This window comes from Vibrio salilacus (genome assembly GCF_002811245.1).
GTDB classification, from domain to species: domain Bacteria; phylum Pseudomonadota; class Gammaproteobacteria; order Enterobacterales; family Vibrionaceae; genus Vibrio; species Vibrio salilacus.
The window spans coordinates 1-16485 of record NZ_NIVQ01000030.1 but is presented as its reverse complement, the minus strand read 5'-3'; the positions used below and the strand labels follow the sequence as shown (position 1 = coordinate 16485).

Here is a 16485-nt window from a genome sequence, read left to right as displayed (position 1 = left end):
TGTATGAGCGGGTTGGTACATGACCACCCTAAAACAAAAAGGGTTGACGAACATACGTCAACCCTGAAGAATTATATCGCTTTGTTACGCGCCAGGAGGTACGGCTAAACTGTCGGCGATTAATTGAATCAAATGATCTTCGACTTCAAAGCGTGCTTCAAGGGTTTCACCGATCAAAGACAAGTCGCTATCAAACGCTTCGAGGTCGTTATCTTCATCGATGGCTGCGTATTTATCGGTGAAATCCAATAATGGCTCGGTGGTTGCCACGATTTTGCTGTAAGTGCTATTGATTTCGTCGGTGGCTTCGAAGCCCGTGGCGCTCCATTTGTCCATGACCATATCGTAAATCTTGAAATGACCTTCGGAAATGTAATCGACCACATGTTGGCAGAAATTTTGTAGCTCAGCAGGAGTCGGAAGAGATGAAAGTGCTTGTTTCGATGCGCAAGGTTTCAGGGCTGCAAGCTTGCAGTACTGAATGATCAGTGACTGTCTGGTGTCAAGCCAGTGGTCGATGACTTCATTTGAGCCACCCCATTGTTCTTGTGTTTTTTTGAATTTATTTAGCATGACCATATCCTCATGATCGGATCACGGCTCCGGTGATCGTAACGCTTTGAATCACAAAGCACCTACAGAGATATAACCTCTTGTCCTTACAAAAATTTATAGTCACAAATTTACGTAACTACAAACTCTGGTATGAATTTAGATTGCCAGTAAAATAGAACAACTGCAAGCGAAGAGGTGAGCTCATGTTAAAGAAAGGTGACATAAACCGTACGAAGGCGGCTTATTGGTGCGTGGTATCAGGAAGTGACATTTTGCTCAGTCAAGATGCGCTTCCTTTCGGCACTGCCGAGGCGTTAGACTTACCTTACCAGCAAGCGATCGAAGTGGGGCGCTATCAAGATTTCCCAGTATTGTGGCTCAATGAGTGTGATGTTAAAAGACCGCTAGAGTTAGTCTCGCTGCGCGAATGTTTAGACTTTCCTCAATCGTTATTTCTGCTGATGAGCAAAGCGGTGCAATATGGTCATATGAGCCAAACCATGCGCTTTTGCCCTCAGTGCGGCGGACGTAACCATCTTAATCACAATCAACTGGCTATGCAGTGTAGTGATTGCCGAACCTTACATTATCCACGCATCTTCCCGTGCATTATTGTTGCGGTCAGAAAGCAACAGCAGATCTTATTGGCTCAACACCCACGTCATCGTAATGGCATGTACACGGTGATCGCCGGTTTTGTTGAAGTGGGAGAGACGTTAGAACAGTGTGTTGCACGAGAAGTGAAAGAAGAGACCGGTATTGATGTGACCAATATTCGCTACTTTGCTAGTCAGCCTTGGGCGTTCCCATCGAGCATGATGGTTGGTTTTGTTGCTGACTACCATTCAGGTACACTCAAACCTGACTATAGCGAATTAAGTGATGCATGTTGGTTCGATGTCGATCAGATACCACTCGTGGCGCCATCGGGCACCATTGCACGCGAGTTGATTGAGCACACCGTAGGCGAAATTAAGCGATCTCTCTGAAATAAAGCCCAAAAAAAACCCTCCAAGTAGGAGGGGGTAAGTAAGATGTCGTTATGAGATGCCAAGCACTGAATGCTCGGTTTATTATTATAGTTTTCGCTAGCAAACAAATATTTAACACTAATACAGAGTGGGTGCAAATTAAGCACTAATTTAAAAGTTAATAACTTGATCTCGGTTGCAAAGCACGCCGCTTTTGCGAGCTAAACAGTGTTAGAATAGCCGCCACAAAAAGTAAGCCTAATAATTGGAAAAACGGAATGACTGAATTAAAAAATGATCGCTACCTGCGCGCGTTACTAAAACAGCCAGTTGATTGCACTCCGGTATGGATGATGCGCCAAGCAGGTCGCTATCTGCCAGAATACAAAGCCACACGTGCACAAGCAGGCGACTTCATGTCGTTATGCAAAAATGCCGAGCTTGCATCAGAAGTAACCCTTCAGCCGTTGCGCCGTTTTCCTCTTGATGCGGCGATTTTGTTTTCTGATATCCTGACGATTCCTGATGCGATGGGGCTTGAGCTTCGTTTTGCGGCTGGTGAAGGTCCGGTATTCGATAAGCCAATCACTTGTAAAGCAGATGTCGAAAAAATTGGCATTCCTGATCCTGAAGGTGAATTGAAGTACGTGATGAACGCGGTACGCCAGATCCGTAAAGATCTCAATGGCGATGTTCCTCTGATTGGTTTCTCTGGCAGTCCATGGACATTAGCCACTTATATGGTTGAAGGAAGCAGCTCAAAAGCCTTCACCAAGATTAAGAAAATGATGTACGCTGAACCACAAACGCTGCACCTTCTGCTCGATAAGCTTGCTGATAGTGTGATTGACTACCTCAACGCACAAATTAAAGCCGGCGCTCAGTCTGTGATGGTATTTGATACTTGGGGTGGTGTATTAACTCCGCGTGATTACAACCTGTTCTCATTGCAATACATGCACAAGATTGTCGATGGTCTTATTCGTGAAAATGATGGTCGCCGTGTTCCGGTTACGCTATTTACTAAGAACGGCGGTATGTGGCTTGAACAGATCGCAGCAACTGGTTGTGATGCAGTCGGCCTTGACTGGACCATTAATATTGCGGATGCCAAAGCACGTATCGGCGATAAGGTGGCACTGCAAGGTAACATGGACCCATCGATGCTGTATGCGTCACCAGAACGTATTCGTGAAGAGGTTGCAAGCATCCTTGACGGTTTTGGCGATCAAGGTACCGGTCATGTCTTCAATTTAGGCCACGGTATTCACTTAGATGTGCCGCCAGAAAATGCGGGTGTGTTCGTTGAGGCCGTGCATGAATTATCTAAGCCATACCACAAATAATTGAGTAATCTATTAAAAGCGCCTGATATGACCAGGCGCTTTTTCATTATCAGTTATACTAACTGCTGTACGCTGTAATAATTATTAGGGAATCCGGATCATTCATGAAAACTCGTGACAAGATAGTACTAGCCGCACTGGAACTTTTTAATGAACACGGTGAGCGCAATATCACCACTAATCACATTGCAGCGCATATCGATATCAGTCCAGGTAATCTGTATTATCACTTTCGCAATAAGCAAGAGATAGTGCGTGAAATTTTTACGCTTTATTCCAATGAGTTACTGGAACGTTTTACGCCTATTCAAGGTCAACAAGAGAGTTTAGTGCTACTCAAGCACTACCTAGATTCCATTTTTACCCTGATGTGGAAATACCGTTTTTTCTACGCTAATTTGCCGGAAATTTTACAGCGTGATGAGCAGCTACACGAAGAGTACATTCAAGTACAAGATAAGCTACAAGGTAACCTAGTCAAGATTATGCGTGCGTTTGTTGAGCTCGAATTAGTCACCGTTGATAACGACGACCTCAAGTCACTGGTAAAAACATTGCATATGATTGCAACAAGTTGGCTTGGCTATCAGTCTGCAATGTCACCCAAAACCCAGATTACCGAACAGGTGATCCATCAGGGTATGTTGCAAATGATTTCTGTGGTCAAACCACAAGCAACAGTCCAGGGCCTTGAACAATTGCAACTGCTTGAAGATGGCGTTAAAGCGATCCATGCTTAAGCCATTTGCTTGCATTGAATCTTAGCTAAGATATAACCAATTCACATTGTTCCCCGTTTGCTAACCGATTAAAGTATCGAGAGGTATGTTAATCGGTTTATTTTATGCACTATGATGTTTTTAATGGTGATGCAGATGGCATCATCGCGCTGCTTCAACTGCGTTTGGCTCAGCCAAAAGTCTCAACGTTGGTAACTGGGGTTAAGCGAGATATTCAACTGCTTGAGAAGCTCGCTGTTGCTGCTGGAGACACGGTGACGGTATTAGATATCTCGATGCATAACAACAAAGCGGCGCTAGAAAAGCTCCTCTCAGCTAGCGTGCATGTGTTTTATGCCGATCATCATAAATCTGGCGAGATTCCCTCTCATCCCAATTTAGACGCGCATATCGACTTAGATGCCAATACGTGCACCGCTTTGATTGTCGATACGTTACTAGAGGGGCGTTTCCATACTTGGGCGATTACGGCCGCTTATGGCGACAACTTGATCGCGAAAGCCGATGATTTGGCGGCAGATGCGGGTTTGAACTCAGAGCAGAAATCTCAGTTAAAAGAGTTAGGGACCTTGATCAACTACAATGGTTATGGAACCGAACTTAAAGACCTACATTTTGATCCTGCCGTCTTGTTTAAACAGCTTTTGGCTTATGATGATCCTTTTGCTGTCATCGCTGATCCACATTCGCCCTTTGCAGCGCTGCAGTCCGCTTATCAGCAAGATATAGCGAAAGCGCTTGCTGTCGCACCTCGATATCAAAGCGAGTTGTTAGCCGTGTTTGAGCTGCCTAATGAGGCTTCCTCACGTCGTATTAGCGGTGTTTATGGCAACTTGCTGGCGAATCAGGCCCCTCATGCTGCACATGCGGTCCTTACCGAAAATTCAGATGGTACTTATACCGTTTCGTTGCGAGCGCCTTTAAATAATAAGCACGGAGCTGGTGATATATGCTCACAGTTTTCATCGGGAGGCGGTCGCGCGGCAGCGGCGGGTATCAATGCGTTGGCGAAAGATCAAGTCTCGGCCTTTATCGATGCGGTAGAAGGTTATTACCGCTAGCTAGGCTGGCATCAGCATGCTGCACAATAGGCCATGATGCGGCAGTAAAATCACCATGATATGAGGCTTAGCGTGTGAGCCAAGACTTTGGATTTTGTGTTTTACTGTTGCGGCGAATTTCAAAGTAGAGTGAGGGTTGTGGTTGGCCGCCTGTGTCTCCGGCTAGGGCAATGGTTTCTCCAGCCGTGACTTTGTCGCCCTCTTTTTTCAGCAAGCTTTGGTTAAAACCATAAAGCGTCATATCGCCCTTACCATGGTCAAGTAACACCACTAAGCCATAGCCGCGTAAGTAGTCAGCAAACACCACAGTGCCTGAATAGACGGATTTCACTGCCTGACCATAGTTTGCGTCAATCACCATCCCTTTCCAATTAATTTGCCCAGTTTGGCGCGTGCCGTAGTTGTGCAGAGTTTGCCCTTTTAACGGCCATGGTAGCTTGCCTTTTTGACGAGCTAAACCATCCATAGGGACTGAATTGCGTTTGGCGGCTTTGGCTATTTCCGCTTTGAGTCGTGTTTCATTACGTTGCAACTCTGATAGGTAGACTTTATCGTTGGAAATGCTGTTGCGGATTTTGGAGACAGTGCCTTTGCGTTGTGACTGAGCTTTGGCTAATTGATCGCGCTTATTGGTTTGCTGTTTGAGCAACGTCGTGATCTGCTGTTTTTCGAGACCCAACTGCTCACGACTATTGGCCAGCTCAGTCACTACGGTTTCAAGTTCGGCGATGGTTTTGGCGCGTTGTTTGGCCAAATTTTGGAAATATTGGCTGATCCTATCTTCCTCGACACCTTGATTGAGGATCTTGGTAGAAGACTTAGCTCTTTGAGTGACATAATAGGTTTGCAGTAACGCGGCCAGTTTGTCGCTTTGTGCCTGTTTTTGTTGCTCAAGATTGATAACTTTACTTTCTAACTGGTCGATATTGCTGTTGGTGTTGGCTAACGAGGCTTTAGTCTGCTTAATTTCGTTTTCTATGCGGTTAATAGAGATCTCTTGGTTTTTAAGCGATTTCTGTAGCGTATCAAGCTTGTTTTTCTGGCTCGACAACGACTGCTTTTGACGAGAGATTTCGCTACTTACGCCTTTAAGCTCATCATTACTAGCCGAATAGCTAGGAGTTAGGTAACAGGTGGATAGTATCAATCCGAGCGCAAAAGCTGTTCTTTTGGCTAAGAGTATCCGGTTTGCAATCACCACCATTGAGTAAGCATGTCCTAACTATCTGAGAGAGAATCAGTATACCCAAACCTCTTGTGTAGAAGAAAGGGGAAAGTCAAAACTTGTCGAGGTGCAAGGTATTTCACTTCAATAAAAAAGCCCGAGCATAGGCCCGGGCTAGAAACAGAGAAGACAGGGTTACTTAAATAACACGTCGCCAGTCATTTCTGATGGGATCTCTAGGCCGGTAAGCGCTAGCATCGTTGGCGCAAGATCAGACAGTTTACCACCTGATTTGAACTCAACCGCTTTGTCACCAACGTAAATCAGTGGAACAGGTAGGTTGGTGTGCGCGGTGTGAGTGCCACCCGTTTCCGGATCGACCATCATTTCTGCGTTACCGTGGTCTGCCGTGATCAGCATTTGACCGCCAACTTCTTCGATAGCAGCAACGACTTTACCAACACAGGCATCGACAGCTTCGATGGCTTTTTCTGCCGCTTCATACACGCCAGTGTGGCCAACCATGTCTGGGTTCGGGTAGTTACAGATGATCGCATCGTATTTACCAGATTTGATCGCGGCAACCATTTTCTCGGTCAGTTCTTCAGAACTCATTTCTGGTTGAAGATCATAAGTAGCCACTTTTGGTGAGGCGACAAGTTGACGCTCTTCACCTTCAAATTCGTTTTCAACACCGCCATTGAAGAAGAAAGTCACATGAGCGTATTTTTCTGTTTCTGAAATACGTAGTTGAGTTTTACCCTGTTTAGAGAGCCACTCACCATAAGTGTTTTCCAGTGATGCTGGTGGGAAAGCAGTAGCAAGAGGGATGTCAGCTGCGTATTGAGTGAGCATCACGAAATGAGTGCTAGGGAATACCGCGCGTTCGAAACCATCAAAGTCAGCAACGAAAGTGCGAGTAATTTGACGTGCACGGTCAGCACGGTAGTTCATGAAGATAACGGCGTCACCATCGCGGATCGCGGCGTCTTCTTCACCTTGTGCTTTGATGGCGGTCGCTTTAACGAATTCATCATTCTCTTCACGTGCATAAGCCGCTTCTAGGCCTGCAACTGCAGAGTCGTAAGTAAATTCAGCTTTAGCTTGAGTTAGAAGATCATAAGCAACTTGTACGCGATCCCAGTTGTTATCACGATCCATCGCATAGTAGCGACCGACAAGCGAAGCCACTCGACCTTTACCCAGCTTTGCAAACAGATCTTGGAAGCGTTGTAGCGAGTTTTGTGCGCTACGTGGCGGCGTGTCACGGCCGTCTAGGAAACAGTGTAGGTAGATTTTCTCAGCGCCACGTGCTGCTGCCATTTCTATGGCTGCGTAGATGTGGTCTTCGTGAGAGTGAACGCCACCTGGAGACATTAGCCCCATAATGTGAACTGCTTTATCTGCTTTGACGGCAGCATCGACCGCTTCAACCAATGCTGGCGTGTGAGCAAATTCGCCATCTGCAATCGATTTAGTGATACGAGTTAGATCTTGATAGACCACACGACCAGCACCAATATTAGTGTGACCCACTTCTGAGTTACCCATTTGACCGTCAGGCAGACCTACGTCCATACCAGAAGCTGAAATAAGAGTGTTCGGTTTGTTAGCAAAAAGGCCGTCTAAAACAGGTGTTTTTGCATTTGCGATCGCGTTGCTTGCGGTATCTTCACGGTGACCGTAACCGTCAAGAATAACTAGAGCCATTGGCTTCTTAGCTGACATAGTGATGACCTCGTCAAATTTCAAAATAACTTTAGAAACAAAATTAGCGTAATTTTACTACACTTTTTAACCAAAACTGTAGGTTAAGATCAATTATTGTTTGGGAAATATCGTTGCTATCTTTCACTTTACTCGCTATTGGCGTGATTTCAACTCGTTTGCGTCGAATACCGATTAGTGGTTATTGTCTCATCTGGTCAGAAAAAATAAATTCGGTTTTGGCTATTAACTTGATAGCCGTTAAACGACCAGAATTCCTGTCCCTGCGACCGCCATCATCGCGCCTATCCAAGCGAAGCGATTGGGCCGTTTTCCTGAATAAATCCAAAGTATAGGCAATAACATAATCGGTGTAGTCGATGAAAGTAACGCGACCATTCCTACATTGCCTTGTTTTAGAGCGTAGAGAATCAGCGTCATTCCTACTGCCATGGCTAAAAAACCGTTGACGGCGGTAATAGCAAAGATTTTGATATTCATCGGCAAAGTGGCTCGGGCCAGTTTAACGCCACTGATGAAAAGTAGGCAGTGGGCGGCAAAGGCGGTCATCATTCGGATTGCAGAGGCGGCGACCGGGTCAATATCCGTTTGCATCACTGGTTTGGCGATAATCCCGCCCAGAGCTTGGCATAACGCCGCAAGGAGGCCGAGGGTGATTCCTGCCCACACATTGCCTTTAATCGATTCAAGTTGATTGGCCGCTTGACCTTTGCGGCCGAAGAAAATCGCTGTCAGTACGCCAGAAAACACCAATAGCGCGCCAATAAACTCGATGTGAGTCATGGTTTCGCTAAACAGGAAGTAGCCAAGAATCGCGGAGAAAACAGCATGGCAAGAAAACAGCAAACCTGCTTGTCGCGGCCCCATACGATTTAGGCAAGCAAACAGCGCCGTGTCACCAATAAAAATACCAATAACACCAGAGAGCATCATGGCAGCAACACCGCTTTGTTCAACACTCGACCACCCCCCGGTATAGAGCGCCATCGAACCGAGGATAATTGAGGTACAACCCATACGCCAACGGCTATAGGCAAAGGTGCCTAAATGTTGCGCCGGAACGACAGAGAGGAGGCTGGCCACCGCCCAGAGAAAGGCCGCAGCCAATGCCAGCCATTCATAACCCATCGACACGTTATCCTTGTGAATATGGAATAGTAATGGCTGACAATATGCATTAAAAATGCGTTAAAACAAACCTTAAACTTTGAAGCGCCCGACCTCTTTACGCATTGTCTGAGCAGACTCACGCATGTTATCGGCACTGTCACTGCTTTGCATTGCTTGTGCAGCTAGTACGTCAGAGGCGTCTTTGATCCCTTGTGTGTTACGACTGATGTCTTCACTGACCGCACGTTGTTCTTCAGCTGCGCTAGCGATTTGCAGCGCCATATCATTGATTTCGGTAATCGCATCGGTGATACGGCCTAGGCTTTCTGCCGCTTGTTGTGCGTAATTGACACTGGTATCGGCCAAGGAGGTACTGCTCTGCATGCTATTGACCGCTTGCTTGGTGTTGTTGTGCAACGTCTCTATCATGTTGCGAATCTCTTCGGTCGATCCATGGGTTCGTTGGCTCAAGACTCGAACTTCATCTGCGACCACGGCAAAGCCACGTCCTTGCTCTCCTGCACGCGCCGCTTCGATGGCTGCGTTGAGGGCAAGCAAGTTGGTTTGCTCGGCTATTCCCTGAATAGTAGACAGAATTTGGTTGATGCTCTGAGTGTTACTTTCAAGCTCTGAAATGACACTCGCAGCGGCCATAACTTGGTCAGCCAAATCAACAATCGCTTGACGGTTTTTCTGAATCACTTGTTGGCCATCTTGGCAGGCAAGTGAAGAGGTCTGTGCAGCGTTTGCCGTCAGCTCAGCGTGGCTCGCAACCTCAGCGGCCGTTGCTGACATTTGATGGATCGCGGTGGCAATTTGATTGACATCATTTTGCTGCACTTCAACTTGATGTGATGATTGCTGCGACAGTTGGTTCGCTTGTACCGCTTGGGCTGCCAGTGTGTCACTGTGTTGAATAATACCGCTGATCATTGCTTGCATCTGCGCGAGAAATTGATTGACGTGTTCTGCGACTTCGCCGATTTCATCGCGGCGTTTAATTTCAATACGCTGAGTTAAGTCTCCTTCCCCTTTTGACAGCTGTGATAAAGAAGCCGATAAGTCTTGCAGTGGTTTAAGGAGCTTGGTGATGGTGTAGGTGCTAAAGGTCGCAATCACCAAATACAGTATCAGTGAGGCGAGCGCTGTAAACTGAATCTGTTCACTGACCGATGCAAAAGCGAGTGTTTTATCGACAACGATGCCCAGTGACCAATCCGTCGAAGGGACGCTGATCATGTAGATCAACTTGTCACCTTGATTGGGCCATTCAATCGTCGAGATTTGCGCGCTGTCGATCAGTTGCCCGATGGTGTTGCTCGTTAATGTTGGGTTTAGCTCGGTGACGGGCTTTTGGCTCAATTTTTCATCTTGATAGGCGACAATGTTGTTATTGCCGTCGATGAGAAAGGTAAAACCATCGTTGTCGAGCGTGACGTTCAGCACTTCATCGATAATATTAGTGACGGTAAGGTCAGCCGCCAGTACGCCAGATTTTTGGCCAGCAAAAGCTTTGGCAAAACTGACGACGATACTGCCATCAAAGTCTTGATAGGGTTCGGTTAAGATAAGCCCTGAGGCTTTCATTGCATCTTGATACCAAGGGCGAGTGCGCGGGTCGTAATCGACAGGCCAATCTTCGTTTTTATCGCCGTAGGCTATCGAGCCATCTTCAAAGCCTGCGTAGACCGAAAGAAAGTTTCCGGCGCGCTTGGTGACTAACATCTCACGTTCAGGGTTTTGCGCTGCTACGATGACTTTTTCGTTTGCCAGCATCATGTCACTGCGAATCTCTAACCAGTCACTGATGTAACGTGCGGTCGCATGGCTGACATTGGCCATTTCACTATTGAGGGCTGAGGTTGTCTCGTTTTTGAGTTGGCTTACCGAGATCCAAGCTTGAACGCCACTAACAATGGCGATGACGATTGCTATCGCAATTTGTATTTTTAATTTAATGGTATTTCTCATTGCCTTTCCTTTCGTTACTAGACAATCAGTCGAGAAGGACGGTGTGACAGTAAATTTGCCGCATCTGCATTGGACCGTTGATGAACAAATTGATCTGCGCCGCCAGAATGACCCACGTTGAAAAGTGAATTGGATACAATTGTTATGATTGGATTATTTTATATGTATTATCGATGGATTAGGTTGATCTAAGTATGGAATTGCAGATTCACTGCGTGGCGGCTTAGCGACATTTGAACAAAATGTGACCTCTAGTCCATAAACCAGAGATCACGATTATTCTAGGTGAGAATCAGTCCCGCGCTGTAAACCAGCATTAAGCCAATAATACCGAGAATCATGCCTGTTTTTGCCATGTCTTTACTCTCAATAAGGCCGGTAGAGTAGGCCAGAGAGTTGGGGGGGGTCGAAACGGGCAGAATCATCCCTAATGATGCAGAGAAGGCGAGCACTACTAACAAGCCTTGCAAACCGCCAATACTGACTAAGCTCTCCATCGAGGTGCCAATAGCCGCAGCAATCGGCATTAATAAGTTGGCCGTGGCAGTATTCGACATAAAGTTCGCCATTAGCCAACAAACGAGTGACAAGGTTAACACGACCGCGATTGGTGACAGAGACTCATAGTCGATCGCATGGGCTAGCGCCGATGCCAAGCCTGTTTTGTCAAGACCAATCCCAATAGCAATCCCCCCTGCAACCAACCACAACACATCCCAGTTGATCTGCTTCAACTCTGCTTTACCCATAATGCCAGTCAAGGTGAAAACCGCGAGAGGAATAATGGAAACCACATAGGTGTTCATGCCATGAAGTTTGGTCGTCATCCACAATAAAATCGTTGCGGAAAAAGTGATGTAGACAACAATAGCGCGCCAATTTTTTTGAAATTGACCGTCGAGTTTCAACGTCATGGTCGGCTGTGAAGAAGGAAACAGTTTTTGCAATAAGAACCAAGCGATCGTCAACTGAATAACAACAAAGGGCAGCCCCATCATCATCCATGTTAGAAAGTCGATGGCGTTTTCGCCGGTCAAATATTGCAATGCGATCGCATTTGGCGGTGTACCAATGGGTGTCGCAATACCACCAGTATTGGCCGCTATCGGAATACACAACACCAGAGCTTTGATGCCGATGTCACCTTTCGGAGCTGAGGCCACAATCGGGCCAAGTAGCGCTAACATCATCACTGTAGTCGCGGTATTGGACATAAACATCGAAAATACAGCAGTAATTAACATCAACCCGAGCATGATGAATTTCGGCTGGTGGCCGAAAGGTCGCAGTAAAACGCGCGCTAGGTTGTTGTCGAGTTCGTATTTAGAGGCCGCAATCGCTAGGGCAAAACCACCCATAAATAGAATAATGATCGGCGATGAGAAGGCGCTAAAAATGTCGGTGTAATTCATCAACTCGCCGAGCTCGTGGCCCGAGGGAGGCGTACGAAACAGGTGCAGCCCTTTATTCGAGATCATCACCAGTTCTAGTGCGATGATCAGAATCGACGTTGCGAACACCGGAACAGGTTCAAGCACCCACAATAATGCCGCGAGCAAGAAGATAGCCAACAAACGATGCTGGATGAGGGTTAGATCATCAATCGGAATCCAGTCGATGGGCATAAATAGTACCCCAATAGGAATCGCGAAACTGATTAAAAGTTTTATTAGAATTCCAGACTCAACCTTGAGCATAGCGGATTCTACCTCGTGATAAACAAAAGCCAATACATAGATTAATTTACAATCATATTAAGGTCTTCGACCGAGCCTAGAATTGTGATAAACAGTTGAATTTGTTCACGTGGATTTGCTTTGAATCAAAAAAGCCCCGCATAAGCGAGGCCAGTATTAGAGCTTTGGTAGAAAAAGGCAGTTAGTCTTGTTGAGACTCTGTGGACGTTACATGAGCGTATGGTGTACCCATCACAGTGACCTGACTATTTTGCATCGTCTTATCAAACTCAATCGCGCCTTTGGCAAACAGGTTTATCACCGTTGAACCTAGTTTGAAGCGGCCCATTTCTTGACCTTTTTTGAGAATAACGGCGTTATTCCCTTGAGCTGGGTAGTCCCATTTGTACACGCTGTTACCACGAGGCGGAGTCACGGTGCCTGTCCATACTTGCTCGATACTGCCAACAATTGTGGCACCGACGAGCACCTGCGCCATAGGGCCAAACTCAGTATCAAAGATAGAGACGACACGTTCGTTACGTGCGAACAGGTTAGGCACGTTTTCTGCGGTGAGTGGATTAACCGAAAACAGGTCGCCAGGAACATAAATCATCTGACGTAAGGTACCATCACATGGCATGTGCACACGGTGGTAATCACGTGGTGACAGATAAAGCGTGGCAAACTCGCCGTCTGCAAATTCAGCGGCTAATGCACCGTCGCCACCTAAAAGCTCTTGTGCGCTAAAGTTGTGGCCTTTTGCTTGAATCAACTGACCATCAGTAATCGGACCGAATTGGCTCACGCAAGCGTCTGCCGGGTGGGTGATCACAGACTCATCATCTGTAATTGGTCGTGCGTCAGGCTTGAGCTCACGAACAAAAAATTCGTTAAACGTCTTGAAGTGCTTCGGATCTGAGTGTAAGGCCTCTGCCATATTGACGTTATATTGTTTAATGAACCAGCGAATGACTGCTGTTGTCAGACCGCCAGCTTGCGTGGATGCGAGCTTGCCCATAAGGCGTGTTAGACCATGCTGTGGGATCCAATATTGCAGTCCAACTTTAATCTTATCCATTGTGTTCAATTCCAATGTTATGTGTTCGATTGACGAGTTTCTGGGCGCGAGATGTTACTCAACTTGCTCGTAAATGTCAGCAGTTGCGCGTGTTTGCTTACAAATTTGCGGCTACAAATCGGCTTTTTTGTTGCGTGAGTACTGTCGGTTTGCCTTCATCTCAGCCATGCTTTCTAGAATTCGGTGATAGTTTGCAAAGCGATTTTTGTTAATCTCACCGTCTTCGACCGCCTGGCGTAGTGCGCAACCAGGATCGTCATTGTGTTTACAATCACGGAACTTACAGCCACCAAGGTAAGGTCTAAATTCAATAAATGATTTGGTAATTTCTTCGGCTTCTAGGTGCCATAAACCAAATTCACGCACCCCGGGTGAATCAATCAGATCGCCCCCGGTCGGAATATGATACAAGCGAGAGGCGGTGGTTGTGTGTTGGCCTAAACCAGAGTTGGTTGAAACCGCGCCTTCTTCAATGTTGAATTGTGGCATTAACGCATTGACTAAGCTTGATTTGCCCACGCCAGACTGGCCAACGAAAATATTAATGCGATCGGCCAGTTCGGCTTCCAATTCAGCAATGCCTTCTCCGGTTTGTTTACTGACAAACAAAACCTTATAACCGATCCGTTGGTACTCACTTAGCGCCTGTTTATACTCACTCAACTGCTGTGGTTCAAGTAAGTCGATTTTATTTAAAACCAACAGCGGTGAAATCTGCAGTGTTTCTGCGGCAACGAGGTAGCGATCGATGATATTAAGAGAAAGTTCCGGAAGTACCGAAGAGACAATGACAATCTGATCAACGTTCGCTGCAACGGGTTTTAAGCCATCGTAATAGTCAGGACGAGTTAGCACTGAGGTTCTAGGTTCAACCGCTTCCACAACACCACTGATGCCTTCCATCGATTCTAAACCCGCGCGCCAAATCACTTTGTCACCCGAGACCAATGTTTCGATACCACGGCGAAGATTACAGCGTTGAACTTCACCAGTGTCGAGATCTTCGATGTCAGCGTGTTGTCCAAAACGAGTGATAACCAGGCCTGCTTTGCTACTCCCCAACATGGACTCATCCCATTGAATGGTCTCTTCTTGTTTGAGTTTGCGTCTTTGGTTATGACGTACACGTCTGACCTGACCTTTGGTTAGCTTTTTCTTTTTAGCCACGTTTCTCTACTTCAATTGTTTAATTTATCGAGTGAACCCTGAGTGACAGCTTCTATCTCAAACTATCTTGGGGATCGGAATTTGGGTATAGTACCTCTTTTAGCACAAAACCAATAGGCAACGATTTATGTCCTTTAGCGATCAAAATTTAATTTGGGTGGACCTAGAGATGACAGGGCTAGACCCGGCAACTCACAAAATTATCGAAATCGCCACCATAGTCACCGATAGTGAACTGAATATTTTAGCTGAAGGACCAGTACTTGCTATTCATCAACCTGAACAAGAGCTGCAAAAAATGGATGAGTGGTGTACGACAACTCATACAGGTAGTGGGTTGGTGGAACGTGTTCGAGCCAGTAATATTGATGAACAAGAGGCGATACGCCAGACGATCGCGTTTCTGGAACAGTGGGTACCCAAAGGTAAATCGCCAATTTGTGGCAATAGCATAGGCCAAGATCGTCGTTTCTTGTACAAACATATGGCGCAGTTGGAGCAGTACTTCCATTATCGCTACATTGATGTCAGCACTCTGAAAGAGCTGACACGTCGTTGGAAACCAGAGATTTTGGACGGATTTAGCAAGCAAGGTAGCCACCTAGCGCTGGATGATATCCGCGAGTCGATTGCAGAGCTGCAGTACTATCGAGAAACGATTTTCAGCATCTAGTCGTCGTGTTTCAGTCTGTTAGGCAGATTTAAATTGCTCACAAAGCCGCACCCCATAATGCGGCTTTGCGTGTTTTTAGGGAATGGGCAAGAAGACAAATTGTGCAACGCCATGGGCGACTTTGGTAATGCTACGATTGGTTTTGTCAGCCACAATCAACGCCATCATGTCTTGGATCGTGATCATTTTGGTAAACAAGCGATCAAAGCTAAAATCGCCGCCTTGTTCATCGGTGTCATTGGTAAAGATGAGTGGATTGCCCAATGCGTCCCTGCGGTGATAGAGACGCCAGACAAAAATTTCGATGTTTCTGGCACTGTTGTACAGCGTTTGCTCGTCAAGTGAGTCTACAATAAAAAACTCTTGCTGGTGGTCGTAAGATCGACGGAGCATCTCAGTTAACCCTACCATCGCCGCAAACACGCGATCACCTTCGTAATCCTGCTCAAAGCTCAGCAAGATGGCATCAATGCTAGTTAACCCATTAAGCTCATCAAAAACCAATGGCGGTAGTTCGATTTGGTCTTTAGGCCCGAGAATCTGCTTAATCCGACTTTCAATGGTCGCGTGTTGGTTTTTACTCAGTTGAATTGGGTTACGTACGTACAGCTTACGCGTTAGCTCGGCAATGTGTATTTTGAGTTGACGCGCATGGGTATCCATTACAAAGTCTACATCGCTTTTTCCAAGGTTTCGCACAGGCTTGGGTAGAGATCCGCATCCTGAAACCGCAAGCATGACTATGATGAGCAAAGGTGTTTTGAAACGAAAACTGCAAAAGTGCATACCACATCACGTCCATGTTAATGATTGAGCGCATCAAAGAGAGAGCTGTCCGTTATATATAAAATTACTCAGCACTGCGATGGAGATGATTAAAAAGGCAGGTCAACATCCCATTTTGTTACTTGTGAGCAACTGAGATGATTTTCCATCGCGTATTTTGTGTGAATTTCAAGCTATTTAAGCAGTTGCTGTGCGCTTTTTGCTCACATGCAAAAAAAAAGCATTTTTTTTGCATGAAGGACTTGCATCACAAAAAAATGCTCTTATAATTCGCAGCCCTGAACGACGGAAACGTTGTTGATGCGACACTAGCTCAGTTGGTAGAGCGCAACCTTGCCAAGGTTGAGGTCACGAGTTCGAACCTCGTGTGTCGCTCCACTTTCTTTATTAGAAAGTCAGGTTTTCATCGTACCGAACGGTGATACAATTCGGACGCGGGGTGGAGCAGTTTGGTA

General features: G+C 46.2%; 14 protein-coding genes and 1 tRNA gene. 6 read left to right on the top strand and 9 right to left on the bottom strand.

Features of this window, described 5'->3' with window-relative positions:
- Window positions 1-84: 84 nt before the first annotated feature.
- On the bottom strand, window positions 85-579 hold the full coding sequence (gene rsd, locus CDZ87_RS15070) for a sigma D regulator (protein WP_100754274.1): 495 nt from the start codon (window positions 577-579) through the stop codon (window positions 85-87).
- Window positions 580-758: 179 nt separating this feature from the next.
- On the opposite strand from rsd, the gene nudC reads away from it, so the two are divergent.
- From nudC to CDZ87_RS15050, 4 genes are all read left to right on the top strand, one after another.
- Window positions 759-1544, top strand: coding sequence for an NAD(+) diphosphatase (nudC, locus tag CDZ87_RS15065; RefSeq protein WP_100754273.1), 786 nt, complete (start codon window positions 759-761; stop codon window positions 1542-1544).
- 260 nt (window positions 1545-1804) lie between these two features.
- Window positions 1805-2872, top strand: a complete 1068-nt coding sequence (gene hemE / locus CDZ87_RS15060; RefSeq protein ID WP_100754272.1) for a uroporphyrinogen decarboxylase — start codon at window positions 1805-1807, stop codon at window positions 2870-2872.
- A gap of 104 nt (window positions 2873-2976) precedes the next feature.
- Window positions 2977-3612 carry a TetR/AcrR family transcriptional regulator gene (locus CDZ87_RS15055; RefSeq protein WP_100754271.1) on the top strand — a complete coding sequence of 212 codons (636 nt, stop codon included), beginning with the start codon at window positions 2977-2979 and terminating at the stop codon, window positions 3610-3612.
- A 104-nt stretch (window positions 3613-3716) separates the two neighbouring features.
- Window positions 3717-4673, top strand: coding sequence for a DHHA1 domain-containing protein (locus CDZ87_RS15050; RefSeq protein WP_100754270.1), 957 nt, complete (start codon window positions 3717-3719; stop codon window positions 4671-4673).
- 67 nt (window positions 4674-4740) lie between these two features.
- Here the strand turns inward: CDZ87_RS15050 and CDZ87_RS15045 are convergent, their stop codons facing one another.
- The 7 genes from CDZ87_RS15045 to rsgA form a co-directional block, all read right to left on the bottom strand.
- Complete coding sequence (locus CDZ87_RS15045; protein ID WP_100754269.1) at window positions 4741-5877, bottom strand: murein hydrolase activator EnvC family protein; 1137 nt, start codon at window positions 5875-5877, stop codon at window positions 4741-4743.
- Between the two features lie 156 nt (window positions 5878-6033).
- A complete protein-coding gene (gpmM, locus tag CDZ87_RS15040; protein WP_100754268.1) occupies window positions 6034-7566 on the bottom strand; it encodes a 2,3-bisphosphoglycerate-independent phosphoglycerate mutase in 1533 nt (510 codons plus the stop codon).
- A gap of 240 nt (window positions 7567-7806) precedes the next feature.
- Window positions 7807-8694, bottom strand: a complete 888-nt coding sequence (locus tag CDZ87_RS15035) for a DMT family transporter (RefSeq protein WP_100754267.1) — start codon at window positions 8692-8694, stop codon at window positions 7807-7809.
- Window positions 8695-8766: 72 nt separating this feature from the next.
- Complete coding sequence (locus tag CDZ87_RS15030) at window positions 8767-10647, bottom strand: methyl-accepting chemotaxis protein (protein ID WP_100754266.1); 1881 nt, start codon at window positions 10645-10647, stop codon at window positions 8767-8769.
- Window positions 10648-10928: 281 nt separating this feature from the next.
- Window positions 10929-12344 carry an SLC13 family permease gene (locus CDZ87_RS15025; RefSeq protein WP_100754265.1) on the bottom strand — a complete coding sequence of 472 codons (1416 nt, stop codon included), beginning with the start codon at window positions 12342-12344 and terminating at the stop codon, window positions 10929-10931.
- A 181-nt stretch (window positions 12345-12525) separates the two neighbouring features.
- Window positions 12526-13404, bottom strand: a complete 879-nt coding sequence (asd, locus tag CDZ87_RS15020; RefSeq protein ID WP_100754264.1) for an archaetidylserine decarboxylase — start codon at window positions 13402-13404, stop codon at window positions 12526-12528.
- A 111-nt stretch (window positions 13405-13515) separates the two neighbouring features.
- The gene (gene rsgA / locus CDZ87_RS15015) at window positions 13516-14571 is read right to left on the bottom strand and encodes a small ribosomal subunit biogenesis GTPase RsgA (protein ID WP_100754263.1); all 1056 of its coding nucleotides are present in this window, start codon (window positions 14569-14571) and stop codon (window positions 13516-13518) included.
- Window positions 14572-14698: 127 nt separating this feature from the next.
- On the opposite strand from rsgA, the gene orn reads away from it, so the two are divergent.
- Window positions 14699-15244, top strand: a complete 546-nt coding sequence (gene orn, locus CDZ87_RS15010) for an oligoribonuclease (protein WP_100754262.1) — start codon at window positions 14699-14701, stop codon at window positions 15242-15244.
- Between the two features lie 75 nt (window positions 15245-15319).
- On the opposite strand, the gene CDZ87_RS15005 is transcribed toward orn, so the two are convergent.
- Window positions 15320-15907: a hypothetical protein gene (locus tag CDZ87_RS15005; protein WP_245834729.1), complete on the bottom strand. Its 588-nt coding sequence runs from the start codon at window positions 15905-15907 to the stop codon at window positions 15320-15322.
- Between the two features lie 425 nt (window positions 15908-16332).
- Between CDZ87_RS15005 and CDZ87_RS15000 the strand changes: the two genes are divergently transcribed.
- Window positions 16333-16408, top strand: a tRNA-Gly gene (locus CDZ87_RS15000).
- Window positions 16409-16485 lie beyond the last annotated feature (77 nt).